At 68.6% G+C, this 26,460-nt stretch carries 19 protein-coding genes and 1 pseudogene; 10 read left to right on the top strand and 10 right to left on the bottom strand.

Annotated elements, in window-relative coordinates:
- Nucleotides 1-42: 42 nt before the first annotated feature.
- Nucleotides 43-951 carry an alpha/beta hydrolase family protein gene (locus tag AC3EN4_RS01295; RefSeq protein WP_435204127.1) on the bottom strand — a complete coding sequence of 303 codons (909 nt, stop codon included), beginning with the start codon at nucleotides 949-951 and terminating at the stop codon, nucleotides 43-45.
- Between the two features lie 77 nt (nucleotides 952-1,028).
- On the opposite strand from AC3EN4_RS01295, the gene AC3EN4_RS01290 reads away from it, so the two are divergent.
- On the top strand, nucleotides 1,029-1,622 hold the full coding sequence (locus AC3EN4_RS01290) for a TetR/AcrR family transcriptional regulator (protein WP_422738077.1): 594 nt from the start codon (nucleotides 1,029-1,031) through the stop codon (nucleotides 1,620-1,622).
- Nucleotides 1,623-1,635: 13 nt separating this feature from the next.
- On the opposite strand, the gene AC3EN4_RS01285 is transcribed toward AC3EN4_RS01290, so the two are convergent.
- Entirely contained in the window at nucleotides 1,636-2,301 is a 666-nt protein-coding gene (locus tag AC3EN4_RS01285; RefSeq protein ID WP_435204126.1) for an alpha/beta fold hydrolase, read from the bottom strand.
- Between the two features lie 116 nt (nucleotides 2,302-2,417).
- Between AC3EN4_RS01285 and AC3EN4_RS01280 the strand changes: the two genes are divergently transcribed.
- Both AC3EN4_RS01280 and AC3EN4_RS01275 read left to right on the top strand, forming a co-directional pair.
- The gene (locus tag AC3EN4_RS01280; protein WP_435204125.1) at nucleotides 2,418-2,810 is read left to right on the top strand and encodes a DUF2568 domain-containing protein; all 393 of its coding nucleotides are present in this window, start codon (nucleotides 2,418-2,420) and stop codon (nucleotides 2,808-2,810) included.
- A gap of 193 nt (nucleotides 2,811-3,003) precedes the next feature.
- A complete protein-coding gene (locus AC3EN4_RS01275; RefSeq protein ID WP_435204124.1) occupies nucleotides 3,004-4,368 on the top strand; it encodes a glycoside hydrolase family 6 protein in 1,365 nt (454 codons plus the stop codon).
- A gap of 12 nt (nucleotides 4,369-4,380) precedes the next feature.
- Here AC3EN4_RS01275 and AC3EN4_RS01270 read toward each other — a convergent pair whose 3' ends face one another.
- A complete protein-coding gene (locus tag AC3EN4_RS01270; protein ID WP_435204123.1) occupies nucleotides 4,381-5,616 on the bottom strand; it encodes an MFS transporter in 1,236 nt (411 codons plus the stop codon).
- 223 nt (nucleotides 5,617-5,839) lie between these two features.
- Between AC3EN4_RS01270 and AC3EN4_RS01265 the strand changes: the two genes are divergently transcribed.
- A complete protein-coding gene (locus AC3EN4_RS01265; protein WP_435204122.1) occupies nucleotides 5,840-6,493 on the top strand; it encodes a CGNR zinc finger domain-containing protein in 654 nt (217 codons plus the stop codon).
- A gap of 30 nt (nucleotides 6,494-6,523) precedes the next feature.
- Here AC3EN4_RS01265 and AC3EN4_RS01260 read toward each other — a convergent pair whose 3' ends face one another.
- On the bottom strand, nucleotides 6,524-7,354 hold the full coding sequence (locus AC3EN4_RS01260) for a M23 family metallopeptidase (RefSeq protein WP_435204121.1): 831 nt from the start codon (nucleotides 7,352-7,354) through the stop codon (nucleotides 6,524-6,526).
- Between the two features lie 958 nt (nucleotides 7,355-8,312).
- On the opposite strand from AC3EN4_RS01260, the gene AC3EN4_RS01255 reads away from it, so the two are divergent.
- Nucleotides 8,313-9,869 carry a hypothetical protein gene (locus AC3EN4_RS01255; RefSeq protein ID WP_435204120.1) on the top strand — a complete coding sequence of 519 codons (1,557 nt, stop codon included), beginning with the start codon at nucleotides 8,313-8,315 and terminating at the stop codon, nucleotides 9,867-9,869.
- Between the two features lie 191 nt (nucleotides 9,870-10,060).
- Here the strand turns inward: AC3EN4_RS01255 and AC3EN4_RS01250 are convergent, their stop codons facing one another.
- Entirely contained in the window at nucleotides 10,061-10,216 is a 156-nt protein-coding gene (locus AC3EN4_RS01250) for a hypothetical protein (protein ID WP_435204119.1), read from the bottom strand.
- Nucleotides 10,217-10,497: 281 nt separating this feature from the next.
- Between AC3EN4_RS01250 and AC3EN4_RS01245 the strand changes: the two genes are divergently transcribed.
- Nucleotides 10,498-10,821 carry a hypothetical protein gene (locus AC3EN4_RS01245; RefSeq protein WP_435204118.1) on the top strand — a complete coding sequence of 108 codons (324 nt, stop codon included), beginning with the start codon at nucleotides 10,498-10,500 and terminating at the stop codon, nucleotides 10,819-10,821.
- Nucleotides 10,822-11,089: 268 nt separating this feature from the next.
- Nucleotides 11,090-11,669: pseudogene (locus AC3EN4_RS01240) on the top strand (transposase family protein); the annotation flags it as partial.
- Nucleotides 11,670-11,801: 132 nt separating this feature from the next.
- Here AC3EN4_RS01240 and AC3EN4_RS01235 read toward each other — a convergent pair.
- Both AC3EN4_RS01235 and AC3EN4_RS01230 read right to left on the bottom strand, forming a co-directional pair.
- Nucleotides 11,802-13,451, bottom strand: coding sequence for a UvrD-helicase domain-containing protein (locus AC3EN4_RS01235; protein WP_435204117.1), 1,650 nt, complete (start codon nucleotides 13,449-13,451; stop codon nucleotides 11,802-11,804).
- On the bottom strand, nucleotides 13,448-15,163 hold the full coding sequence (locus tag AC3EN4_RS01230; RefSeq protein WP_435204116.1) for an OLD family protein: 1,716 nt from the start codon (nucleotides 15,161-15,163) through the stop codon (nucleotides 13,448-13,450). The genes AC3EN4_RS01235 and AC3EN4_RS01230 overlap by 4 nt, the downstream gene beginning before the upstream one ends.
- 374 nt (nucleotides 15,164-15,537) lie before the next feature.
- Between AC3EN4_RS01230 and AC3EN4_RS01225 the strand changes: the two genes are divergently transcribed.
- Together AC3EN4_RS01225 and AC3EN4_RS01220 are read left to right on the top strand one after the other, a co-directional pair.
- On the top strand, nucleotides 15,538-17,352 hold the full coding sequence (locus AC3EN4_RS01225) for a hypothetical protein (protein WP_435204115.1): 1,815 nt from the start codon (nucleotides 15,538-15,540) through the stop codon (nucleotides 17,350-17,352).
- Between the two features lie 1,207 nt (nucleotides 17,353-18,559).
- A complete protein-coding gene (locus tag AC3EN4_RS01220; RefSeq protein ID WP_435204114.1) occupies nucleotides 18,560-19,606 on the top strand; it encodes a competence protein CoiA family protein in 1,047 nt (348 codons plus the stop codon).
- A 115-nt stretch (nucleotides 19,607-19,721) separates the two neighbouring features.
- Here the strand turns inward: AC3EN4_RS01220 and AC3EN4_RS01215 are convergent, their stop codons facing one another.
- The 3 genes from AC3EN4_RS01215 to AC3EN4_RS01205 form a co-directional block, all read right to left on the bottom strand.
- Entirely contained in the window at nucleotides 19,722-22,169 is a 2,448-nt protein-coding gene (locus AC3EN4_RS01215) for a tetratricopeptide repeat protein (RefSeq protein WP_435204113.1), read from the bottom strand.
- A gap of 1,002 nt (nucleotides 22,170-23,171) precedes the next feature.
- Nucleotides 23,172-24,281: an XRE family transcriptional regulator gene (locus AC3EN4_RS01210; protein ID WP_435204112.1), complete on the bottom strand. Its 1,110-nt coding sequence runs from the start codon at nucleotides 24,279-24,281 to the stop codon at nucleotides 23,172-23,174.
- Complete coding sequence (locus AC3EN4_RS01205; protein ID WP_435204111.1) at nucleotides 24,278-24,976, bottom strand: hypothetical protein; 699 nt, start codon at nucleotides 24,974-24,976, stop codon at nucleotides 24,278-24,280. Before AC3EN4_RS01205 ends, AC3EN4_RS01210 begins: the two co-directional genes overlap by 4 nt.
- 317 nt (nucleotides 24,977-25,293) lie before the next feature.
- Here AC3EN4_RS01205 and AC3EN4_RS01200 point away from each other — a divergent pair, with 317 nt between their 5' ends.
- Nucleotides 25,294-26,445 (top strand): DNA cytosine methyltransferase, encoded by a 1,152-nt coding sequence (locus AC3EN4_RS01200; RefSeq protein WP_435204110.1) that lies wholly within the window; start codon nucleotides 25,294-25,296, stop codon nucleotides 26,443-26,445.
- Nucleotides 26,446-26,460: the final 15 nt, after the last annotated feature.

Raw genomic sequence — 26,460 nt, 5'->3', positions numbered from 1 at the left:
CGGATTCGACGTGTGCCGTCGACCGACGTCCGGCCCGGCGGTCTACTTCTGCTCGATGGCGAAGGCGCCGCCGCTGGTCGCGGCGCGTGCGCCGAGGTCCTGCCACGCGGTGCCGTCGAGCCCGAGAACCTTCAGGAGGTACGCGGAGACGGCGTCGGCGACGAGTGCCACCCGCGCCGGGTCCTCGTCGGTGGTCTCGGCGACGCTCTCGCCGGCGATGCCGCCGAGGGTGTGGTGGCCCTCGGTGATGGTGAGCATGCTCTTGGGCGCGGGGCTGAGGTGATAGGCGTCGGTGAACCAGTCCGGACCGCGGGTGGACATCGCCGACCGGTCCTCGCCACCGGTGACGACCAGGGCCTGCGTGGTCATGGTGGAGTAGTCGGGACGCATGAACGGCAGGTGCTCGGCCGCGAACGGGGTGAGGGTGTCGCCGGTGCCGGTCGCGGCGATGAGGACCCCGGCCGTGACCGCGTGGTGGGAGAAGTCCTCGCCCGGTGTGCCGTCGGCGTCGAGCACGCGAGCGCCCAGCAGGGTGCCGACCGTCTGACCACCCCAGGAGTGCCCCACGGCGGCCACCCGTCCCTCGTCGGCGCGGCCGCGCACGCCCGCCTCGTCGAGGATGCCCCCGAGGTTGTCCAGGATCGCGTGCAGGTCGGCGATCCGTACCCGCCAGATGGTGCCGAACCGCGGATCGTCGAACCCGATGCCGTTGCGCCGGGAGTCGAGGTGGGTGGGCTGGACGACGACGAACCCGGCCGCCGCCCACCTGTCGACGAGCGGCTCGTAGCCGTCCATCGACCAGGCGTTGCCGTGCGAGAACACGATCACCGGAAGGTTCCGGCCAAAGGTGGGTGCGGTGACTTTGACGGCGAGGTCGATGCCGCGTCCCACGGTCGGCACGGGGATGGGCTTGACCGCTACGAGCCGCTGGGTTGCCTGTTCGGTGTGCATGGTGCGCTGTTTCCTCTACGGGTAAGTCGGTCTGCCATACTTTGGCGGAACCGTGTTCCGTCAACCGTAGCGGAACAATGTTCCGCCAACAAGGAGGGGCTGTGACCGACTCGCGCGGCGCGCGTCACGAAGGCGTCCGGCGTAACCGCGAGGCTCTCCTCGCCGCAGCCGCCGCCGTCTTCGTGGAGCAGGGCGTACAGGCGCCCATCCGGGACATCGCCGGACGCGCGGGGGTGGGTCTCGGCACCGTCTACCGCCACTTCCCGAGCCGGGCGGAGTTGGTCGTCGCGGTCTACCGCCACCAGATCGACGAGTGCGTCGCCCTCGCCGCCGCGTTGCGGGACGACGCCATTCCCGCCGGCGAGGCGCTGACCCGGTGGATCGGCGCTTTCGTGGAGTTCCTGGTCACCAAGCACGGTCTGGGCGTCGCCCTGCAGTCCGAGGACCCGAGCCTGCTCACCCTGCACACCCTCATGCTCGACAGCCTCGTCCCCGCCTGCGCGTCGTTGATCGACGCGGGCGTGGCGGCGGGCGACATCGATCCAGCGGTGACCGCGCACACCCTCATGCGCGCAGTGGGGAATCTGTGCATCCTCGGCCCCGGCTACGAACGTGCCGACGCGCAGGACATGGTGGCCCGGCTGCTCGTCGGCTGCCGTCGCCGGCCCTAGAACGTCGCTTGGGTCACTCGTCCAGCAACAGGGCGGCGACCGCCTCCGGCGCTTCACGCATCGCGTCGTGCCCGGTGGGCAGGTCGTGGACCTGCCAGTCGGGGTCGCCGTCGAGTCGTGCCCGGAGTTCGCGGAAGGGGGTGCCGTCCCAGCCGGAGCAGTAGACGAACTCGCGGCGCGGGACCTGGGCGACAGCGCCGCTGAGTCGGATCGCCTGTAGGAACGAGGCGAGCGGGTGCGGCCGACGGCGGGGGTCGCCACCGGCCGGCGGCCGGACGGCGTAGCCGGTGGCCGCCGCGCCGGCGGCGAACATCTCCCGGAACCGGTCACTCGTCGCCGACCAGCACGACTCGCCATCGCGCGGAACGTAGGCGTCGAGGTGTACCAGGCGTGCGACGCGGCCCTCCGCGCGGTCGGCGGCGGCGGCGATCACCATGCCGGCGTAGCTGTGGCCGACAAGCGTCGCGTCGGTGATCCGGTGTCGATCGAGGTGCCGCAGCACGTCGTCGGCATGGGTGTCGAGGTTGGCGGTCGCCACCGTCGCGTTGTCGTCACCCGGTCGTAGGCCGGTCAGGGTCAGGGCGTGCACACGGTGGCCGGCGTCCACCAGGAGCGGGACCACCGCCTCGAACGCCCAGCCGCCCTTCCAGCCGCCGGGCACGAGCACGAACGTCGTCATGTCTTCCTCCTCTTTCGGCCTCCGACGCAGCATGGCGCTCCATCGGACGTGGGTCGATACGCGGGAGGTCCCTCGGGCGCTTGACGACTCTAGCTAATGACATTAGCTTTAAAGCTATGACTGATAGCCAAGGTGTGGTCGAGAAGGCCGGATGGGTTGCCCGGCCGGGATCGGTGGGCCCGATTCGTGGGCTCGCGCTGTGCCTGCTCTTCCTCCTGGAGTTGGCGGTGCTGGCCGTCGGCGTCCGCTGGGGGTGGGCGCTGGGGGCGCCTCTCCCCGCCCGCCTCCTCGCTGCGGTCGCGGTGCCGTCGCTGCTCGCCGGGCTCTGGGGCGCGCTCGGTTCGCCGCGTGCCCTGGTGTCGCTCCGCCCGCCGGCCAAGCGGGCGTTCCAGGCCGGGTGGTTCGTGCTCGGCGGCCTGATGCTCGCGCTGCTCGGGCAGGTGTGGCTCGGTGTCGGGCTGGTCGTCGTCTGGGTGGCCGTCATCGTCCTGCTGCGTCGAGCGGCATGAGACGGCGTCCGCGTCCGCCGAGGAGCGCCCGCCGGCGGGCCCGGACCGAAAGTTTCGCGCACCTTGGCAGCGGCGCGCGCCTCCGCTACCTTCATGGGAACGCTCCCATGAACTTAGATACATCAATGTGATCAGGAGGAAACACGACGTGGCTATCCTCTCCCTCCGGCGGCGCAGATCCACGGCCCTCAGCGTGGCTGCGGTCGCGGGCGCCACCGCTGCCGGCGTCTGCCTCGCCGTCGGCAGCGCGTCCGCCGGCACGATCTCCGGGCCGCTCTACCGCGACCCGACGTCGGCGGTCGTCCGCTGGGTCGCCGCCAACCCCGGCGACTCGCGCGCCGCAGTCATCCGCGACAAGATCGCTAGCCAGCCGCAGGCCCGCTGGTTCGCCAACTTCAACATCTCGACCGCGCAGTCCGAGGCCGCCGCGTACGTCGACGCCGCCAACGCGGCCCAGCAGATCCCGGTGCTCTCGGTCTACCAGATCACCAACCGGGACTGCGGCGGGGCCAGCGCCGGTGGGGCGCCGGACCTCAACCAGTACCAGAGCTGGGTGTCCAACTTCTCCCGCGGGCTGGGCAACCGGACGGTCATCATCATCCTGGAGACCGACTCGCTCGCCCTGCTGACCTGCCTGAACAGCAACGAGATCAACGCCCGCAACCAGGCCATCTCGACGGCCACCCGCACCATCAAGTCGGCCAACCCTAACGCCAAGGTCTACCTCGACGCCGGCCACTCCACCTGGAACAGCGCGGGTGAGACGGCCAACCGGCTCCGGGCCGCCGGGGTGCAGTACGCCGACGGCTTCTTCAGCAACGTGTCGAACTACAACCCGACCTCGAGTGAGGCGAACTTCGGCCGGGCGGTGATCTCCTCCCTCAACGGCATGGGCATCTCGGGCAAGCGCCAGGTGATCGACACCAGCCGCAACGGTGGTGCCAGCGGAGACTGGTGCGGTGACGACAACACCGACCGGCGCATCGGCATGTACCCGACGACGAACACCGGCGACAGCAACATCGACGCGTACCTCTGGGTGAAGCCTCCGGGTGAGGCCGACGGCTGCCGCTACACGGCCGGTTCCTTCCAGCCCGACCTGGCCTTCAGCCTGGCCAACGGCGTACCGAACCCGCCCACCACGGCCCCGCCGACGACCCCGCCGCCGACGACCGCCCCGCCGACCACGCCGCCGCCCACCACGCCGCCCCCGACCACGCCGCCCCCGACCACGCCGCCCCCGACCACCACGCCGCCGCCGACCGGTAACGGCTGCTCCGCGTCGGTGGCGCTCAACCAGTGGTCCGGCGGCTTCACCGCGAGCGTGACGGTCACCGCCGGCTCCGCGGACATCAACGGCTGGACCGTGACCATCACGCTGCCCAGCGGCGCCGCGGTCACCGGGGTCTGGAACGCGCAGGCCAGCGGCACCAGCGGAACCGTCCGGTACACCAACGTGGGCTACAACGGACACGTGGGCGCCGGGCAGTCGACCAACTTCGGCTTCCAGGGCACCGGCACCGGTCCCGGCGCGACGGCCAGCTGCGCGGCCGCCTGAACACAGCCCGTGTCACGGCCCGGGGCGGAGGGCCACCTCCGCGCCGGGCCGTGCCGCATCCCGGGGTACGCGTTCCAGTGACGCTTTTCCGCTCCTTCTCGCACGGGACAGTTCGTGACCCGCGAGCAGCGCCAATGCCGTGGCCGTCAGCAGTCCACCGAACAGCGGGACGACGCGTACCCCGGCCGTCGCGAGCAGACCCGCCCCGATGAGCGATCCGGCCGCGAGGCCGACGTTGAAGGCGACGCTGAGGCTGGCCGACGCCATGTCGGTGCCCGACGGGGCGACCTGCATGATGCGGTGCTGGATGCCCGCGATCAGCGAGCTGAACGACATCCCGGCCACGGCGAGCAACGGGATCGTCGCCACCTTGCTCGCGCCGATCGCCCAGAGGCCGAGCAGCGCGGCGGTGATCAGCCCGAGCAGACCCAGCACGACACCGAGCGGAAACCGGTCCAGGACACGGCCGACCGCCCAGGTGCCGACGACGCCGAACGAGCCCTGGACGAAGAGCAACGCGCCGAGCGAGGCTGCGGCGAAGCCGCTCACGTCGAGAAGGAAGACGGTCATGTACGTGAACGCGCCCATGGCGCCGGTGACCGCGAGAACGGTGGCGGCGAGGAGCACGACGAAGCGGTGCCGGTCCGGCATCGACCCGAGGTTCCCGGGGCTCTGTCGCGGCGTGCCGCCGCTCGGCAGGAGCAGGGCGACCGCAACGCAGATGGCGAAGCCGAGGAGGGCCATCGCGGCGAAGGCGGACCGCCAACCGGACTGCCCGGCCAACCAGGTGCCCAGCGGTACGCCCAGGACCGGCCCGAGCGCGTTGCCGATCGACAGTCGCGCCACGATGCGGCCCCGGATGTTCGCGGGGAACATCGAGATCGCCACGGGAAACACCACCGCCCAGAAGACGCCGTTGGTGGTGGCGGACACCAGCCGTGCGGCGAGCAGCACCTCGTAGGAGTTCGCGAAGGCCGACACCGTCGTCGCTGCGACGAACACCCCCAGGGTGCCGACGAGTAGCGGCCGCCGTGGCGATCGCTGAGTGATCCGGGTCAGCGGGACCGCCACGATCATGACCACCACGGCGTACCCGGTCACCAACAGGCCGGCCTCGGACCTGGACCGTCCCAGGTCGGACGCGATCAGCGTGAGCAACCCGATCGGCAGCACCTCCGTGGTGACGTAACAGAAGGTGGCTGCGGACAACGCGGCGAGGGCGTAGGCCGCCCGTCGAGGGTGGGCCATGGGCTACCTCCCAATTCCGTGGACGCCCGGCCTCCGCCAAGCTGATTCCAGCTAATCCAGATTAGACGGTAGCATTGATCAATCGACGCCGGTCTCCCTCGCGGAATAGCGATCTGGTCGGCGAGGTTTTGCGGTCTAATCAGCGCGCCTCACCGCATCGCTCGGAGAACGAACCCGGGATGAGGTCAACCACCATGAATGCTTTAGGTGGTAGCATCAACGTATGCCGCTCGATGTGTCCGAGCTGCCGCTGGTCGGCGGGCACCCGGTGCTCGATCTGGTCAACACCCTCGAGCGAGGGGGCAGCTCACCGCCGCACGACTTCCTGTCCGACAGCTCCGCCCTGCTGCGCTGGTCGGGCCGGGTGGGCGTGCTCAGCGACGCGGAGTTCCGCCAGGTAAGCCGGGTCTGGCGCGACGAGCCGGCGGTGGCGCACGCGGGGCTCGCCGCGGTACGGGACATCCGCGAAGGGCTGCATGTCGTCCTGCTCGCCCTGATCACCGACGCGGACGGTGACCCGGCAGGCGATCCGGTCGCGGCCGGTGCCGCGCTGGTCGCCCTGCACGAACGCTGGTCCGGTGCGGCTGCTCGGGCACGTTTCGTGCTCGACTGGTCGCGGGTACGGCTGGCGTACGGCACGGTTCCGGCCATGTTGGTGCCCGACCGGCTCGCCGAGGCGGCCCGGGACGTCATGGTGACGGCCGATCTGACCCGGGTGCGCCGCTGCCCGGTGGGCGAAGGCGGCTGTGGCTGGCTGTTCCTGGATCAGAGCCGCAACGGCTCCCGTCGCTGGTGCCGCATGGCGGACTGCGGCAATGCGGTCAAGGCGCGACGGCTCACCGAGCGCCGCCGCGCCGGCCGATCCCCGCGCCCGTAGACCTCCGGTGTCCGCTCGGCGACTGCTGAATCAGCCGATGCCGTCGACCGCGGCCCTGAGCGCATTGATCGACGGGTCCCAGCTGAAGTTCAGGACGGGGAGGCCGGAAGCTGCCGCGTTGCTGTCGCCGCCGAGGACCACCGCCCGTGGCCTACCGGTGCCCTGCGGAATCACCAGGTACCAGCTGCCCTTCACATTCGCGATGAACACGTCGTCTACCTCCTGGTCGGGCGGGTTCGGGGCGGTGACGTCCCCGACGTAGTTCTCGAAATCCACCGTCGCCCGGAAATCTGTCGGACTACCGGTGTTCAGCCAGAGGCTCGTGTGCACGTGCGGTCCGACCCCGGAGTCACTGCCGTTCGCCGAGGCGCCGGTGTACGCGATGGTCTGGCCCCGTGACACACGCTGACCGGTGGAGACGGTGATCGAGGAAAGGTGCAGGTGTCGGCTGTAATTGCCGTCGTCGTGGGCCATCCCCACGACGCGTCCGGTCGCGGTGGAGGTGTCGGTCTTCACGAGACGGATCGTGCCGCTCGTCGCGGCCATGACGGGAGTGCCCTTCGCGACCGCATAGTCGGTGCCCGGCTCACCCGAGGGCGGCGTCCGGTTCCGGTGATCCTGCCAGGAGCTTGAGATACGCACATTCCCGCACGGCCGCTGATAACTGCCGCCCGCACGCGCGGAGTCAGGCAGCAGGCCGAAGGCGGCCGACAAGCCGGACGCCGCCAACGCGGCGCTCGTGAGGAACCCGCGCCTCGACAGTCCACGCAGGTAGGCAAGGCCGTCAAGATCCTCGGGTCGCGGACCGTCACGGTTCAAGCCCGTGGGAAGGTCAGGTCGAGGCTCCTCGTCGAGGATCATCGATGCAATTTAAGGCTCACCCACCTTGACGGGCAAGGTCTCTTGGTGATCACCGCTCGGTCCGCCTCGCGCGGACCGGGCCGGCCGCACCCCTCAGTCTTCGGCGGTGTCCTGGCTCACCCGAGGCCGAGCAATGTGTCGTCCTGTCCGGCCGGCTGCTCACCCGTGACGGGGTGCCGCTCCCTGCTCGGGCTGTGGTCCTGGACTGGGACAACGGCGGTACGGGGAACGTGGGTGAACCCGGGCCACTCCCTGCCACCCCAGGTGAACCCCAAGGTCGCTAGACTTGGCCCTCGCGCCCTCGTAGCTCAGGGGATAGAGCATCGGTTTCCTAACCCGAGGCTTCGCTTGTGGCCGCAGGGTGATGACCTGCGGCTTTCCGTTTTCTGCCTGCGTTTGCCGGCCGCAGCGGGGCCTTGCTGTAATCGCTTGCTAAAGATCAGTAAGGCGTCGTTCGCCATGGTCTAACCGCGAGCGGAGGACCACGGTGGACAGTGCCTCGTTGCCCCTGACCATGCGATGGAACTCTGACTCGAGCATTCTGATCCGTAGTCCGCACGGATCAGATGCTCTTACTTTCCGTGACTCGTCCGGTCGTGGGTGTTGTTTGGCGGTTGTTCGTGCTGATGAGGGCCGTAGAGTTATGCCTGGTCAGCGGCATGCGGATGTGACGCGTGTTGAAGCGTGTCCCGAGCACGAGCGCCTGGTTGGGGGCGTGCTGATTCTTCTCGCTCCGTACCAGTCAGGTGCTGAACATCCGAGCACCATCGGAGCACCATCGCGCTGGGTAACTGCCGTTGCGAGTTACTCGGGTCGACCCTTCTGCGACTTCGCCTGGCGTCGTCGCCCGGCCCGTGCCCGCCGTGACGGCCGACCAGATGGTGGCGGCATACGCCGTGAGCCGCCCGAGGGCACCGGAGAGCAGCGTCGGCGCGGCCGCCGATTCTCGACGCTGCTCGTGGTCGCCGGTGCGCGTCGCCGTTCCGGTTGGCGATCACCCGTGAGTATGCGATGCCGTACCTGGTATTGGCTGAACCCCGTGATCAAACGTATGTTCGTCATCGTGGTCTCGATCATCGATGTGGTGGAGAACTACGCGGGCCGCGACGGCCGCGTGGACTTCTCCCGGGTACCCGGCACCGAGCTGATGGCGTTCGGCGAGGAGGTCCGCCGCTACTGCGACGCGGCCGTCGCCGCACCGGCGCGTGAGGCCACCTACCTTGGCGGATGGCCGTCGGCTAACCCGTTCTACGTCGAGTCCAGCGATCTGATCCTGACGTCTCTGCTCTACGCCCGGCACGTCGTCGTCCGTGATCCGATCTCGGACTGGTTCTCGGCCGACCAGTACTACCTGGAGCGTCCGATGGCCGGGCGGCCGGGATACCTGAGCGAGGACGGCCGGGCGAACGTCGCGGAGACGCGGGCCTTCCTCGGCAATGCCGTACCGGGATTGCTCGCTCTCAAGCCGCTGGTCGAGCGCGGCATCGTCAGCATCGTCCCGGCCGCTGCGCTGCACCGACGCGAGGACGCGCAGGTGCGCGATCTGATCGCCGCGATCATGGAGCAGATCACCGATCCCTACGCCGTAACGAGCCGCTTCTCCCCAGCTGACGTGGCGACGGCGGACAACCTGCGAGGAACGTTCGTCTTCGCCGGAGGTGACCGGGAGACGCAGCTGCGTGCCGCCATCGAGCACGGCGTGCGTTACTTCGCACGGGAGTTTATGTTCGCGTCGCAGACCGGTGCGACGTACTGTGCCCCATTCCCGTTCGAGGAGTTCCTGTGCGATCGGGTGGGTGCCGGCCTCGCCCCCGCTGAAGCACGGGTGGCCCAGTTGCTGATCGCCTCGGACGTCCCGATCTTCCACGGTCTGAACGCGAAGGTGGTTGCCGCCGTCCACGACGACGACAACTTCGGCGAGTTCCGCCGCCAGCTTTACGAGACGTACGGCGAGCTGCCCGCCGCCCCGCCGCAGGAACGCACGACGTACCTGCGCGACCGCGAGGATGCGACGTTGCGGCCACTGGTCGACGCCGCCCGCCGGGACGCCGACCGGGGAGCGCTGTCGCGCATCGGCGTCCGGTACGGCGGAGACGCCTTCGCCCTCGGTGCCGGCATCGTCGCGGAGACGATGTTTCCCACCGGCGGCGCGGCTGCCGTCGCCACCACCACGATCATCGAAATGGTCAAGCGGAAACTCGAAGCCGGCCAGAACCAGACCTCCGCCACCGTTTGGACGACACTGGCGCGGCACGGTCGCCGGGCAGCGCGCGAACTGCCCGCCCGTGACCAGCCGGCCATCCCCGGGCCGGACCAACCGGGTGACCGGAACTGGGGCATCCCGGCGGAGGCCGGCATGAACGTTGTCGTCAGTTCCGGCTCGATGCTGGTCGACTTCGTCCCCAGCGGGCCATCGGTGGACGGGAACGCCTCGACGTACCAGGAGGGACCGTACCGGCCGTGCGCATGTGCCAGCGGTCGCAAGTACAAGTTCTGCTGCGCTGGCGTGGCATAACGCCTGCACCTGGGATAACCGGGTCTCGAGCTGAAGTGGTCTTCGTTACTGGTGCTGGGCCTCGTGCTCGGGCTCATCGCCGGACTCGCCCGTCCCCCGATCTGTAGAGAGAGTCGATCGGTGCAGGTGGCGGCGCGGTGCCGTCGGCGGATAGGCAGCCGACGGCACCCGGAAGCGCCGCCGGCGGCCTGTCACTTCTCGTTGCGGACGCCCTTGTGCTGCTTCGCGCTGCCGTTGAGGATGCGGCCGGTGGTGGTGTCGTGTTTGAACCAGGTCGTGCCGACCTTGAACTCACTACGCTTCTTGACCGCGCCGACGCGGTGTCCGCGTCCGGTGTTCTTCGCCATGTCTCTCACCTCCTTCCAATGTCCGTCTTGCTCGACCGGCGGCTTCGCGCTTGCCAGGCAGCCTGCACCCGATTGAGAACGTCGACCGAAACAACCCCCGCCCCGGGCTCCGCCGATGGACGGCTAGACCCATGATCGACGGCGACAGCCAACGCTGGAAGGAAGCCTGGATCAGCATCCACGACAACGGCTCAGCGAGCCTCGCGGCAGCGGTCGGCGGTCACCGGCGTTAGAGCACGGAGTACAACGATGACCATGTCGTCGAGTCGCGAGACGTCGAGGTGGCGATCGCAGACTTTATGGGCCTGATCCGTGAGGCAAGCGACCGTCTGGGACTCGGTGAGTACGAGGTCAGGGTCCAGTTTGAGTGGAACAAGACCGAGCGGCTCCAGATCTGGACCACCGACGGGATGAACTTCTCGTACGCGGGCAGCACCATTCTCCTCGCCCAGTACACGCCCATCGAGGTGACGGTACGAGCAGACGCGGAGTCGGCAGACTTTTACCAGCAGGTGTACGACCTGGTGCTTGACTGCTTGAACCAGGGTGGCATCGCCCACGTGCAGACAGTGACCCGCCCGCGTCTCCGCTCGTCACGGCTTTGATCGAGTGGGGCGGCCCAAAGGGGCTGGAACCCCTAACCATCTGATCCGTAGTGTCCCCGTCGCCGCTACGGGAGCAAGCCGACCACCGATCGGCGGCTACCGCACGCCCAGCGACTCACACCAGGCCGGAATGATCAACCATTGGAGCCTTTCCAAGCTGATCTTGCAGCTCAGGGCGGGTGCGGCGAGCTCGGAGATCGATGAGGGTGAGGCGCTAGGTAAGACAGCAGTCGACCAAGATTAGATGCCCCGACTGAGAGCCTCGCCTGTGCTGTCTTACCTCTCCACGATCCCGCTGTCCAGCCGCACCCTGAACCACCTCGCCGAACGCATCCGAGCGCACCGCACCCAGCACCGAAGCCGGTGGCGGCGCCTCGGCCCGGGCCGGCAGGCGCTGCTCGCCCTGGCGCACCTGCGCAACGGCGACACCTACGCCCGGCTCACCGCCGGGATGGCCGAGATGTCGCCACCGCCTGGTGCTACGTCCGGGAGGCGATCATGCTGCTCGCCGCAGGCGCCGAGGACCTGGCCATTGCGATGAGGCGCATCCGCCGCCTGGCGTACGTGATCGGACGGCACGCTGATTCCGATCGGCCGCGTGGCGGACCAGAAGCCGTACTCCTCAGGCAAACACAAGCCATGGCGTCAACGTCCAGGTCCTCACCGACGCCGCCGGTCGGCTCGTGTGGGCCTCAGCGGCGCTACCCGGCTCGGCACACGACCTCACCGCCGCCCGCATTCATGGCATCATCGACGCGCTGACCAACGCGGACGTGATTACCTTCGCGGACAAGGGATACCAGGGCGCTCGGGGGATAAAGAACCGGCCAGACAGGTCGAGCCGATACCTAGGCCAGCCCCATAGCCGGCTTGTTGATCCGGTGCAGTCCGGGTGGGCGCTACGAATGAGGTCAGCCCACTCGTCGGGCCGGTCTGGTCCCCGGACCGGCATCACTCGATCGGTTGGGCGCGGACGCGGCTCAGCGGGCCAGCTTGACCAGTGGTGCCACGAGCGGCTTTGGGTCGTCACCGAAGAGCAGAACGATGGTCTTGTGGCGGGCGCGGGTTAGCACCACGTACAGCAGGCGAGAGCCGGTTTCGAAGGGCTCGTGGCGCTCCGGTCCGTAGAAGTCGTTGCTGCGCAGGACGACGACGGTGGCGTCGGCTTCGCGTCCCTTCGTCTGGTACAGCCCCATAAGCTGCACCGGTGCGGCCGGCTCACCGGTGACGTGAGTGAGCAGGTCGGTGCGGTACGCGGCGATGGCGGTGTCGAGGGCTCCCAACGCCTCGGCCGGCTCGCTGTGCCGACGCAGGTGACGTACGACTTGCGGCTGCAGCAGCTGAGCGGCGCGTTGCCAGTGACGGCCGCCGCGGGGCAGTCCAAGAGTGTCGTGCGCCTCGGCGGCGAGGACCACAGCGGCGGATGGTCCGGCACCGTCCAGGTGTTGGCGGAGGTTGTTCAGACGCCGCTCAAGGGTCGCGGGCGCAGGGACTTGGCCAAGGAGTATCCGAGCCAGGTCCGGAACCTGTTTGCCACGTACCGAGCTGGTCACGAAGACCGCGAGACGTTGCAGCACCCGCGTCCAGGAGGCGACATCGCCTGCGAACTGGACCATCGCGTGCTGCGCGTCGAGGGCCGAGCCCAGGCATTCCGGCAGGCCGATGGCCTCGTGGGCGATGTCGAGTCCGGTGAGCTGGTCGGACAGGCCGGTGGTGGCGTCGACGTGATGGCTGAACACCCCGACGGTGTGCCCTTCGGCCCGCAGCTGCTCGACGACGCCGGCGACCACCTCCGCCTCCCGATCGGTCGGCAGGCCCGCCCGGATGTGTAGTCGTCCGGTATCCAGGGCGGCGGTGACGGCGTCATGGTCGAACTCGCGGCGACGGATCGCGGCTGCCGCGGCCGGCAGGATGTTGCTGGGGTCGCGGTGGGACACGTCGGGCAGGTCGATGCGCCGGGCACCGGGCAGCTCGAGGGTAGTGTCGAGCCGTTCCGGCCCGACGCCGACGGCGTCGGGCAGTTCGCTGTAGATGCACTGGTTGGGGTCGCCCAGCAGCAACAGCCGGGCGTCGCCGCGGATGCTGGTCAGCAATTCGAACTGCCGGTCGTCGGTGTCCTGGAACTCGTCGCAGACGATGATCGACCAGCGGGCCTGAAGGTGTTCGCGGACGGCAGGAACGGCGCACAGCTCTAGGGCGCGGGGCAGCATGTCCCGGTAGCGGACCGTGTCGCGGACGCGGAACAGCTTGGCTTCGGTCTCGCTGAGCATCCTCGGTTCGGCCAGCCCGATCGTCCCACCCCAGCGGACGAGCATCCGCCAGGCGAAAGCATGGAAGGTGGTGGTCTCAACTCGCGGCTGGTACGGGCCGAGGACGTCAGCGGTGCGGTCGAGTATTTGTGCCACCGACGAGCGGGAAAACGACAGGAACAGCGCCCGAGCCGCCGGCCGGCGGGTGCGCTGGCGCGGGACGGCCGTGGTGGCGTGATGGTCGTCGACGCGTTGCAGGTGTGCTCGGACAGCTGCCGCGGCCGTTGTGGTCTTGCCCGTGCCGGCACCGCCGCACACCAGCAGGACAGGATCGTCGGCATCGACGACCTGCCGCTGCGTCGGGTCAGGCTGATAGGTCACGGCAGCTTCAGCTCCACCAGGTTGACCGCGCCGACCGGCTTGCACAGCGTGTTGAGGACCTTCCTGGCCAGTGGCGGTGCCTGACCTGGCGGCAGCGCCTCCACATACGGCTGGTGCAGCCCACCCTTCGCCTTCAACTGCTTGATGATCTTGCCTTCGAGATCCTCGTCGTCGATCGTGTCAACGTCGATGCTGGTCAAGTCGTGGTCATCAACGAGCTGGCGCAGCGCTGTCCGCAGCCGGGCCGGTTCGACGCCGTGGGTCAATGCCCGTTCGACCGAGGTGCGTTCGGGCAGTTGGATCACCTGCTCGGCCACCCCGGTGAGTTCGGCGATGAGGGCGGCGTCGGCGCCGGGCTTGTCGTTGTCGAGCACCACGCGCACGTGGAAGCCGAGTTCGCTCGCGAGGCGGGCCAGCTTGGGCAGTTCATCCTTGCCGCCGTCGCCGTTGGCCGGGGCGACCATCCGCACACCGGACGCGGCCGGCGGCGCCACGCCACTCCGGCGCAGCCTGCGGTCGGCGACGGCGGTGTAGCCGTCCGAGTCGTGCGCGCCTTCCAGCAGCGCCACGGTGCGGGCGGTCATCGCCGGCAGCAACAGCAGGTGCAGTTGGCGGCGGGCCGAGCGGTCCTTGCGGTCAGTGGTGGGCGCCAACTGATGGACCTGACGGTGACCGTGGCTGCGGGTTAGCCGGATCATTTCCTCAGGTGTGAACGCCCGGACCACGTCCGGGCGGCGGGTGGACAGCCACACCTGCCCGGCCTTGCGCCGCAGCAAGCAGGCCAGGTACTCCGCTGACGCCGCGTCGAGGTCATCGCCGAAGTCGTCTGCGAGCACAATCGCGCCAGGTGCCGACGCGGACACCACCGCCTCGGCAGCGGCCAGCACCCCAGTTGTGGTGGAGCTGTGCGCCGTAAGCGGCAGTGGGCCGGCGGCGTCGAGGGCCAGCGTGGGTTGTAGAGCCCGCAGAATCGCCGAGACGGAGCCGTCATCGGCGGCGAAGCCGATGTCGTCGGCCGGGGCGGTGCCGGTCATCTGCAGCAGCTGCGCCGCGCCGGCGCCGAGGACCTCCTCGATCGTCTTTCGGATGCTGTTGCTGCCGGTCAGCCGTTCGGTCGCGGCGGCCACATCCGTGTTCAGCGCCGCCAGCGCCGCGAGCAGGTCCGGCTCGTCGGCGTCGGAGACCAGGCGCCGGAACGTCCCGTCCGGGCGCAGCTGCAGCGGAGCACGCCGGTCCAGCACGATCGCCGCGACGAGGTCCCGCTCGGCGCGAGGCGCCCGCAGGCCGCTCTTCGGATACTCCACCCAGTGCTCGGCGGTCTCGCTGACCTGGTCGACGCGCATCCGGTAGCACAACCGCAGCCCCATGACCGCCTCGTCGGCACGGGCCTCCTCTGCCGGCAGACCGGTGTCCGGATCGATCAGCTCCAGCCGGTCGTCGAGTTCCTGGGCGACCGCATCGTCGAGCTCGACCAGCGTGACCTCGACTTCGGTCAGCTCATCCTCCGCGCCCGGCGTCGGGACCGGTCGGTGCACGTCGAGCAGGTTGGGGCGGGCGTTGGTGCTGCGCGGGTCGAGCACCCGCCGCAAAGCAGTGATCAAATCGGTGCGACCTGCCCTCGGTTCCCCTACCACCACGGTGTGCTCGGCCGGGAACAGCTCCAGGTCGACGAAGCCGCGGAAGCGCTGCAAGCGAACCCTGAGTGCGCGCACGACGCCGTCCACCTTTCGAAACTGATGCTCTCTGTCGGGTCGGTCGAGCCGTTCCGATCGCAGCTCGCCGGATTATTGCCTCGCTCAACAGGACGTGTCCATGGACCGCCTGGAGCCGCTCCATCTTGCCGCACTAACTGCGGGTGCCGCCGCTGACTTTCTGGCTCGGACGCATCCAACCCGTCGCCGACGCCACCGGGATTCCCGCAGGGCACCGGCATGAGCGCCGCCGCCCGGGCATCGGCAGCAACGTGCGGACGCCGTCGGCCCGGGCCGGTGTTCACCCAATCCGGTGCGGCGGCTGTCAGTGGCGCCCTTGCCTGCGGCGCGGTGCTACCCACGTCGCCCACGCATCTGTGCCGGATGATGGTGCGGTGGCATACGACCTGACCCGGATTGACGAACGGCGGTTCGAGGACCTGTGCCGCGCGTTGGCGGTTCATGTGCTTGGGCCTGGTCTGCAGGTCTTCGGTCCCGGACCGGACGGCGGCCGGGAAGCCGCGTTCGACGGCCCGGTGCCGTACCCGACCAGCAGCAACGGCTGGGACGGCTACGGCATACTGCAGGCCAAGTGCCGCCAGCACGACGTCGGACGCAACGACGCCGACTGGCTGAGCCGCACGATCATGCGCGAGCTGGACCTGTGGGTCGATCCCGCCCGCAAACGGGTCAGCGACGGCCGCGTCCCGCAGTACCTGATCGTCACGACGAACGTACGGCTGACCAGCGTCGCGCGGCGCGGCGGCATCGACCGGGTCCGGACCCTGCTGGCCGGCTACGCCGGCCAGCTCGGCCTGAAGGGCTGGGACCTGTGGGACGCCAACAAACTCTCCGCGTTCCTCGACGCCTATCCCGATGTCGCGGCACGCTTCGCCGAGTACATTTCGCCGGGTCAGGTGCTGGTCAAGGCGATCGGCACGCTCGATGACGTCCACGCCGCCCTGGCCGGCGCCCGGATAACGGTCGGCCAAGGCGAGCCCGGCTGCCGACGCGCGTTCGAGGCGGCGTACCGGGCCGCCGGTGGCGCGGCCGTGCTCGGCGAGCCGAGCAGCGAGGTGTACGACGACGGACCCGGCTGGGTACAGCATTTCAACGCCCCATCCAGCACGACATCTGACGTACCGGTCGGTGGCGAGGCGGTGATCTGCGCCGGGCACGGCCGACCGGCGGTCGCGGTCACCGCCGCACTGTGGGACACCATCCGCGCCGCTGCTGGTGCCGGGCAGCTGTCCTCGGTCGGCTACCCAGTCGTCACCGCACATACCCCGCCGCTGCTGTCCACCGACGCCGACGAGGTGCTCCTCGACGGTGGCGACTGGAAGGCTGGCCGCCTGGTCCGTGACCCCGACGGTGGCTGGCGGTGGAAACCGCAACTTGCGTTCAGTTTCGACGTCGGCATGACCCGCGATTGGCACACCGCTGGCGGCGACACGATGGACCTGCGGCTCCGGTGTGCCGCCACCATGCGCTGGGCCGACATCGCAGCGTGCGCGATCGACGGCGACGGACGGCGGCGGCTGCGCGCCGCGCTGCGCGAAGGACCGCTCGACGAGGTCATCGCCGCGCTCGCCGCCCGGTTCGGGCTCGACGCCGGCGGTGACTGGCACCGGACTCCCGAGGCCGAGGGCTACAACAACCGGCGCTTCGCCAGCTACCGACGGCTCGTCCCTGGCACCGAGGACCGTCCAGCGCTCGGAGTGTGGGCGCGCTTTCAGCTGCCCGACGGGCTGCGTGACACCGTCGTGAGCATCGTCGACCTGCGCATCGACTTCACCGCCCTGCCCAAGCACGTCACCGGCCCGGACGCCCCGACGGTCGACCTGTCTCACCGGCTAAACCCGGCCGACCTGCACCGCTACCTGACCGCTGCGTGGCTGGCCGCGACCCAGTCGCTGCCGCCCGCCGCCACCCCGCATCCCGACACCGCCACACCCGCCGGACCGAGCCGTGTCGAAGTGCACCTGGGCACTGAACGGCCGTGGGCATCGCCGCCTGGCGGACGGGTCGTCGGGCTGCTCGACATGCTTGATCTCGCCGACTGGGGCAGCCCACCCGAGCAACTCGGTCCGTGGATGTCGGCGACGGTGACCACGCCGTTGGACCTCACCGTCGCCGAGGTCGACGACCTCGTCGAGCACACACTGCGGTACCTGGCGTCCGGGTTCGGGTTCCTCGAACCCGATGACTGACAGCAGCTCCGGCCGGCCGGTCGGGCTCCGTCGCCAGTTCCCGGCGGCAGCAAGCGTTGAGCAGCGACGCAGCAGCCCAACTCGACCGACTGTCGGAATGTCCAGAACCCGCGCGGCACCAAGGCGCTCGTGCTCCACTTCGGACCACCTCCACCGCAGAAGTCAGCGCTGCACTCGCAACCAGCGTTGCACCGCTCGTCACACCGCACAGCCCGATCGCGCCCGACGAGTCCGGCTGTTTCTCCCGGCCAAAAGAGTCGAGGGGCCACCCGCCTACAGCCTCGTAGTTCGCAGGCAGCCCGATTCTGTTCGGTGTCAACGCTGGTTCAACCTTGACCCCTCTGTTCGGGCGGGTTCCGAAACCACGGGTCAGTTTCAAGCGGAGCCGACAACAGCTCGATTCGTTCTTCCGGACCGGGCTGCCATATAAGGCCGTGTCCAGCTCGATCGAGTACGCCGTGCCCCTTACTGTCGAGTGGTGCAGCGATGGGATTCGCTCAATGAGCGGCAGCTCGACCTGCTTCGCCGGATCCACGGCGGCGATGACCTCAGCGGCCCGGACGGCGTCGAATACCGCCGGTCGGCGCGTGCGCTCCAGGACCGAAACCTGGTGGCGGTGACACGCAAGGCAGGGGTGTGGAGGGCGTGCTCGACCGATGCCGGTCGCCGACACTGTGCCCGCGCCGGAAGCGACCCGCGGCCAGTGACATCACGGCGATGCCCAGAAGAGCGTCGACAGCGGCGAGCCTGTCGCGCCGCTATTGGCGTCCGATGCGTTGCGGTGTGGCACTCCGCGGTCGTCGCCGCTTCCATAGGTGCTTGGGGAGTCGCGAGAGAGCTGTGTCAAGCGCTTCAAGTTGCCCACGCCCTCGGTCCGTCCCTGCTCATCAACCAACGCTGACGAGCCGAGGGATCGGCCAGCCCGAGGGTTGCCGTTGGGTCGTCGTGACAGGACGTGGTCGCGGCGAGCGGGGCTCCAGACGCCGCCCGTGCCCTGCCAATGGTTGCCGGTGAGGGCTACCACAACCGCTGGGCACAGCATTACCGAACTGTCGTACCCGGCACTGAGCATGTACGTGTGCCTCTTCTCGCGATGGTCGATGGCGTACGGACAGTCAGCACGTTGCTGTCCGACGAGCAATGGCAGTCGCTACGATCGGACGTTCGAGCGGGCCGGTGTTCCGTGCGGCTGCCGCACTGTGGCGCTGTGGCGTACCTGCGCACGAGCAAGCTCGGTGTGCGGCATTTTGCGCACAGGGCAGCGAGCGACTGCGCGAGCCATCCAGTCGAAACCGGTCAGCACCTTTGCGCCAAGAACATCATCGTGCAGGCCGCTCGAACAGCCGAGTGGGACGCCGAACCGGAGGCGCGCGGGAACGGTTGGGTCGCCGACGTTCTGGCCAGCAGGGGAACCAGCAAGTTCGCCTTCGAAGTCCAGTGGAGCGCGCAGACCGGGGACCAGTTCGAACACCGTCAGGAACGGTATGCCGCCGACGGCGTCCACGGCGTGTGGTTTACCCGGTACGAGCGCCGCGTTCCGCTTCCACGACGCGGCCTGCCCGTGTTCCACACCGCCTTCGCTGCCGACAGCGTCACCACAGTCGTCAACGGCACCGCGATGCCGTTGGCCGACGCCGTCATCGGTCTGCTCACCGGCCGGATCGATTTTCGTACCCACGTGGCGACCGGCCAGCCGGCCATCACGCAGGTGTCCTGTTTCGAGTATCCCTGCTATCGGTGCAGTGGTGTCTCGCTGTTCTGGGAGGTGGAACGGGAGGTCATCGACGGGCCGTGCGGAACGAGAGCCGAGACACGCCATGCGTTGATCTGGGCACAGGACCGCCCGGAAGCCCGGCCCGACGTGCGTCGTCGCGTGGCGATGGAGGCGGATCGTGTGGGCGTGCCGCTGGCTAACCTCGGTTCCCGCTACAGCGCGACCGCCAGAGGTTCCTACACCGCCTTTAGTTGCCCTTCCTGCAACGCCTTGTTTGGAGACTGGTACCTGCGGGAGTACGTGATAGAAGCCCGAGCCGAGGACGCGTTCCTCCTCGTCACGTTTCCAGGCGGCGACGACCGGATCGAGCAACCACACTGGTGCCGCGATGCCGGGCAGGGCCAGTGCGTTGGTCCTGAGCAGGCGGCTGCCCTCACCGGCGGGCCGGATCTCGACCGAGGATCGAGCGGCTGGAAACGATCCGCCCGGCCTGCTGTTTTTGTACCCGCTGTGCTGCAACGGTCGTCGACATCCGATTAGCTATCTGCCTCTGAACGAACCGTGGCAGCGTAGAGATTAGTGCCAGTCGAGCACAATCAATGCGCACAACGGCCTCCGGCTGAGGAGCCCGTATCCTTTGAATGAACAGCAGGCGTCAGGCCTCGCCTCTCCATTCCCGCAGAGCGCCAGCCGCCGCCACCGTGTTGGGGTGGTCATCGCCCAGCAGCCGAGTACTGTCGGCAGTCACTCTGGTGAGGAGATCAATCGCCTCGGCAGTGCGCCCCGCCTGCCAATAGGAGGCCGCCAGGTTTGCCCGGGCGGTCAATGTGCTCGGGTGCTCCTCACCGAGGAGTCGCACGAAGTCGTCGACCACCTTCGTTAGGAGGTCAATCGCCTCGGCCAGGCGCCCCGCCCGCCGATAGGAGACAGCGAGATTCGTGCGGGCGATCAGGGTGCTTGGGTGCTCCTCACCGAGGAGTCGCACGAAGTCGTCGACCACCTTCGTTAGGAGGTCAATCGCCTCGGCCAGGCGCCCCGCCCGCCGATAGGAGACAGCGAGATTCGTGCGGGCGGCCAGCGTGTCCGGGTGCTCCTCACCGAGAAGGCGCGTCCGGCCGGCGGTCACCTTCTCCTCAATGGTGATCGCGTCGGCAGTGCGCCCCGCCTGCCGGTAGGAGCTAGCGAGGTTGGCGCGGGCGGCCAACGTATCGGGGTGCTCATCGCCGAGAAGGCCCACGAAGTCGTCGACCACATTCGTGAGGAGCTCAATCGCTTCGGCAGTGCGCCCCGCCTGCCGATAGGAGACAGCGAGGTTGGCACGGGCGCCCAGCGTGTCCGGGTGCTCGTCACCGAGTAGGCGTGCGCTGTCGGTGGCCACCTTCTCCTCAATGGTGATCGCCTCGGTAGTGCGCCCCGCCTGCCCATAAGAGGCGGCGAGGTTGGCACGGGCACTCAATGTGTGAGGGTGCTCATCGCCGAGTAGCCGCACGTACTCGGCGACTACCCCCTTGATGAGGATGATCGCCTCGGTAGTGCGCCCCGCCCGTCGATAGGAAGTCGCCAGGTTGGCATGCGCGGCCAGCGTGTCCGGGTGCTCGTCACCGAGTAGGCGTGCGCTGTCGGTGGCCACCTTCTCCTCAATGGTGATCGCCTCGGTTATGCGCCCCGCCTGCCCATAAGAGGCGGCGAGGTTGGCACGGGCGGTCAATGTGTTCGGATGCTCGTGGCCGAGCAGCCGGACCGCCTGTTCGGTCATGTGCTTCCAATAAGCGACGGCGGGCGTGTGCAGGCCGGCGCGTAGCAGGCTGATGCCAGCCCTGGACAACAGCGGGTGCCCGTGGGGTTGCCAGAGTAGATCGCCGGCGATGTCGGCCAGGGTGTTGGTGTTGGCGCGCAGCGCGTTGATGAGATCGGTGGTGGCGTGGTCGGCGTCTGGCCACAGTTGCAGCAGCGCGTCGGCGGTAGCGTGGGCGACCGATACGGAATCGGTGGTGGTTTCCCGGGTGGCGCGGGCGGTCAAAGCATGGATGCGCACGGCGCGAGTGGTGTCGCTGGGGGTGTGGATGAGCAGCCCGTAGCGGTGTAGCAGCCGCATCGCTTTCCACGCCTCGTCGGCGGTGACGGGCTCGCTGGTGTCATCCCGACCGTGGGTGGACAGGTATTCGGTGACCGCAAGGGTGGACCATAGTGCGTCGGGATGCCCTGCCGGGTCGGCCATGGCGGCCAGCGCTAGGGCGGGGCGGGCCAGCCCGACAGGTGCGGAAGCATCGGCGGCATCTAGAGCGAGCAGCAGGGTGACGGCCACGGGCCGCCCGTAGGCGTCGGGGTCTGCGCTGGCTGGCATGAGGTCTGGCAGCCGTTCACCACCACTCTTGTATCGGTCCAGGTAATTCGCACACCCCTCCTCCTGAGCGATCATGTAAGCGGCAGCGTGGGACAATGCCAGCGGTAGATGCCCCACCGCGGCGGCAAGGTTCGGGGCTTGGTCGTCGAGCAGGTGGGCGCACCCGACACCGGCAAGCCGGTCGGTCAGGTACATCAGCGACTCACTCGGGCTGTACACGTCGACGTCAGTCTTCCTCCGGCCGGAACTGACCAGGGTGGCATCCTGCAGGCGGGTCGTGGCCAGGGTCCAGCCGGTGGGCCGCTGCGGTGGCCACCAGCAGCCGAGTAGGGCCGGGTCAGTGATGTTGTCGAGGACGAACAGCCAGGTCCGCTCGGTGCTGTTCAGCCACTCGAGTAGCGCCGTCGCGTCAGCGGCCGGGTCAGCACCGTCGGCTCCGGGAACACCGGCCTTCGCTGCGGCGCGGGCGTAGGTAGTGATGACCTGATCAGGGCTGGCGGCATTGACCCATACCACCAGGTCTGTCGCGCGCCCGTTGATGGCATCCCAAGCAAACCACGCCGCCAGCTGCGATTTACCTACCCCTCCGCCACCAGCCAATACCCGCGCGTTGCCCTCATGGTCTCGAGCCTGATGAGTCAAGACCACGTCATCACCGCAGCGGCGGGTGTTGAGGATCTTCTCCCGTAGGCCCTCCCTTGGCTGGAACGCCGATGCCAATGCCGGAGGCTGCCCCACCACCACCGGCCACAGCGGCACTGCAGGAGCCTGGTGCTGGTGGTACTCGGTCTTGACACCACCGAGAATGATGCCGGAGTTGGCTACACCACCCCTGTTCGCTCGCGCACTGCCGGAATCGGTAACGCTGGCCCTAGTAGGCTCCGCGTCCGCTGCGGCTCCGCTGGTGGCCATTACTGTGAGCCACGCTGGATGCCGGTGTTGGCAACTGAACCTGGCCCCTCAGCGGTCGCGTCCCCTGAACGGACCACCTGTGCCGACCGGTCCCTGGCGTCGGTCTCTGCTCCGGTGTTGGCTCGTCCACCAGCCTTGGCGATGGCCTTACCACTCTCTTCTACCCGGTCCGTATCGGGCACCGACACGCCTCCACTCTGCCGTGGTGGTAGTAGGTACGGAACTGCCAGAGCAACCAACGCCACGACCGCGCCGATGCAGCTGGCCGTCTTGTCGGCCTTGTCCAATCCAACCACCACCAGGTACACCACCACACCGGCAACGAGCACACCAAAGACAACCCGTCCCGCCCACACCCACTGCTGGCTCCGATGAGGCACCGCGGCCACCTCCTAGCGAATGGACCCAGTCTACGGCCTCATTTACGGATGGCGATCGCTCAATCGCAGTGCGAACGCTACTACGCCTCCCCTTCGACAACTAAATTCGCGGAGAACCCCTTCGTGACGGCTTCGAATGGACCGTCCTGGGAATCCTGGCCGCAGCGACCGCGGTCCTTCTTGCCATCGCCGTGGTGGATTCGACGGTCGCGAGCTGGCCAGTGGCGTCGAACGTCCTACTCCGGCATTCGGGAGGGACACGTCCGGCCCGCGGCCTGTGCACGACCGGCCCTCGGCGGCGGGATCATGGGCATGACACCCGCTCACCGGTCGTTTGCCCGGCTCCTCCGTTACTCGCCGCGCCATCGGTAGGAGCACAGCTAAGTGCTCGGTTCCGTACGAGTTTACTGAGGAGGAAGAGTTGGCACGACGTCAGCCGTACACGTCAGGACTTCAGGCGGAGCACCGACTATGCCTCGACGTCGAGCCCCAGGGTGATTTCCGATCCTGCCGACACCACCACTTGAAGCATGTCGGAGGACATGCCTGCCTGCTCTGCTACAGAAGTCACCGTTTGCTCCTGCTCGGCGAGGAGAGCGGCGGCTTTGCCGAGCAGTGAGGGCTGTTCGCGGTGTCCCAGGTCTGCTGGCTCGGGGTAGCCCCACTCGGCGAGCATGTTCATGGCCCGCCGGTATGTATAGTCGCTATAGATGCCCATGGCGTGGCCTCGGTAGACGAGCGCCTTGAGTGAGAGGCCCCAACGGCGTTTGGTTCGCTGAAGCTGCTCGAAGTCAAGTCGGGCGGGCAACTCGTCGCGGAGCTGGCGGCTCGGTGCGAGAAACTGCGACCCAAAGGCAGTCGCTTCTCGCTCGAGTATTTGGCTGCCGGGCTCGGCGTCGTGGTGCAGCAGCAGGTGAGCGAGTTCGTGGGCCACGTCCATCCGTGACCGCGCCTTGTCGTTCTTGCTCGGGCTGAGGAACACGAACGGCCGCGACCCGTACCAGTGGGAGAAGGCGTCAACCCGCTCGGAGACGTCCGGCAACGTGAGCACGACAACTCCGGCTGCCTCCAGCAGTCGAACTATGTGAGGCACGGGTTCGTCGCCCAGACCGAGGGCGTGGCGGGCGGCTACCGCCGCCACTTCGAGGTCGCGGCTGGACGCTTCCTCTGGCAAGTCGATCGACGGCAGCCGCAGCACCGGCAGCTGTAGGTGCTGTTCGACAGCGTCAACGACACGCCATGCGATCTCGCCGAATGCGAGGGCCTGGTCCCGTTCGGCTTGCGTCGTGGTGCGCAAGCTCCGGAAGTGCGGGTGACCCGCCGTCACCGGAGCAGGAATGCCAGCGGCAAAGAACCGGACCGGGACGGCAAGAGCGAGCGCGAGGCGGGCCAGCGTCGCGGGCGACGGGCGGGACTGCGCCAGCTCGTACTGGCTCACTGCGGCAGCAGTTACCCCTACCTGGCGGGCCAGCTCCTTCTTGCGGATCCGTCGCCACCGGCGGGCGAGCGTCAGCGCGTGAGGTTGAAACGCTGCCGCTGCCAGCGCCGGTGCGTCTCCCCGTTCGCGGGTGGCCGTCACGCGAGCGCTGACAGCCGCACGCCGTCACCGCGCCGCTTCGGCCGGACCTTGACCTCGAGCTCCGGGATCGGCACCTCGCCGGGCAGCGCGGAACCTGGGATTGCAGAGCTGCCGCCGGTGGCCACCAGCACCGGGTGAGCCGGTTGGCCGATCCAGAGTTGCACCTCGAACCAGGGGGACCCCCCGTCGCGGTTGTCCCGCGGCAGTCCGAGGTAGGCGACCGCTTCGCCGGTGTCGAGGTCGCCCGCGTGCGCGACACGAACGTGGCGCCGGCGTGGAACCACACCGGTGAACGCCTCGGGGAACTGCTCGTCGTCGTCCAGTGCGAGTTGGCCGCCTCGACTGTTCTCGACGGCTCCGCCGAGCCGGGCTTCGCTGCCTTCCCAGCGGATCGACTCGACGCTCGCGCCGGTGCCGCCCTGGAGGGAGTAGAGCCGCACTATGTAGCCCGCGCAGAGGATCTCCAACGAGTTGTCCTCGATCCGGGCGTTGACGCCTGCCAGACCGCCGAACTGCGCCGCTCCCAGGTTCGTCAGGTTGCGCCAGACCGTGGTACCGAAGCTCATAGCGTCGTCGCCCAGGTCTGGCTCGTGTCGGTCAGCTGCCCTCCGGTACACCTGCCGGATTAGGTCCGCGAGGGGGGTGAGCACGCCGTTCTTGTCGAGGGTTGCGACGGCTTCGCTCAGGTGATCCACAAACGGAAACATAGCAGGTACTTCAGTTGATGTTGTGAAAGTCAAGTCCGGGTCGCGAGTCGGTCGCTGCGGGACGCCACCCACGCCTGCGAGCTCCGCAGCGGCGAGAGCCTTCGCGGTCTTGTCCCTGATCAACGCCCGACCGGCTGCGAGGCGCGATGATGCCTGCGGGTCGCCTGCCTCCTGTCGGAGGCTGCCGATAGGGTGCAACCCATGCTCAGGACGACCCCGCGACACGCGACCTCGACACCGGTCGGCGAACACCGACGGATTACTGCAGGCCACAAGCGTTCCGTCGGGTCGGGCGGCGGGCTCTGATGGCGCGGCCAGCTGGTCGCTACGCCGCGGTTTCCATGTTCTCCGGCTGCGGTGGTATGGACCTCGGCGCGGAGCAGACCAAGCGTGTGGGCGTCGTCTGGGCGAACGACATTGAGCCGTGGGCCGTCGAGACGTATCGGCGCAACCTCGGGCGGCACATCGTTGCCGAAGATATCGCCGAGCTCGACGTGCCAGACGTGCCCTGCGACATCCTGCTCGCTGGACCGCCGTGCCAGGACTACTCCACCCTTTGGAATCACGACGGCCTGAAAACCGCGCGAGGCAACCTGTTCCGCCATGTCGCGCGGTTCTTGGACGGGCTGCGTCCGGCGGCCTTCGTGCTCGAGAATGTGCCGGGCCTCCTCTCCGCCAACCACGGGGCTGCGTGGACCCTCGTCCGGCACGCTCTGCGGTCGCCGTCGAGCTTCGTGAGCGGCCCGAGGAATGGACCGGGTGTGCGGTACGACCTGTCGGCCCAGGTCATCGACATGGCAGACCTGGGCGTCCCGCAGCACCGCGAGCGCCTGATCGTCGTCGGGGTGCGCCGAGACCTGAAGGTTCGGCCGCCGATCATCCCGGAGCCCTACGCCGGGCGGCACGTGACAGTCGCCGACGCGCTCGACACAAGTCCCATCCCGGACGACGCGCCGAACCACGAGCGCGGGCTCGACGGACCTGAGGTAGTCAAGCGCCTCGAGCTCATCCCGCCGGGGGCGAACTACGGTGTGATCCCCGAGGGGCACCCGTCGGCGGTCAAGGGGCTCATCAGCCACGTCTACCGGCGGCTGGACCCGGATAAGCCGGCCTACACGATGATCGCGGGGGGCGGCGGCGGCACGCACGGCTACCACCACGTCGAGCCGCGGCGACTGAGCAACCGCGAAAAGGCGCGGCTGCAGGGCTTTCCCGACGACTTCGTCTTCGAGTACGGGACGGTGCGCAACCAAGCATCGGCGTACGCTCGCGTCCGTCGGCAGATCGGCAACGCTGTCCCGCCTCCGGCAGCGAAGGAGATCGTCGATGCGCTGACTCAGGTGCTGCTGTCAGCAGGCGTGCCGACCCGCAGGGCAGCCGAGCTGAACGCTCTACGCCGGCTGGCAGGACGCACCACCCAACCTGAGCGCCGAGCCGAGAGGAAGGCAGCCGGCTAGTGACAGACCCCCGAG

Source organism: Micromonospora sp. bgisy143, from assembly GCF_057708145.1.
The sequence above is the reverse complement of the archived record's forward strand: the minus strand, read 5'-3'. Positions and strand labels throughout refer to the sequence as shown.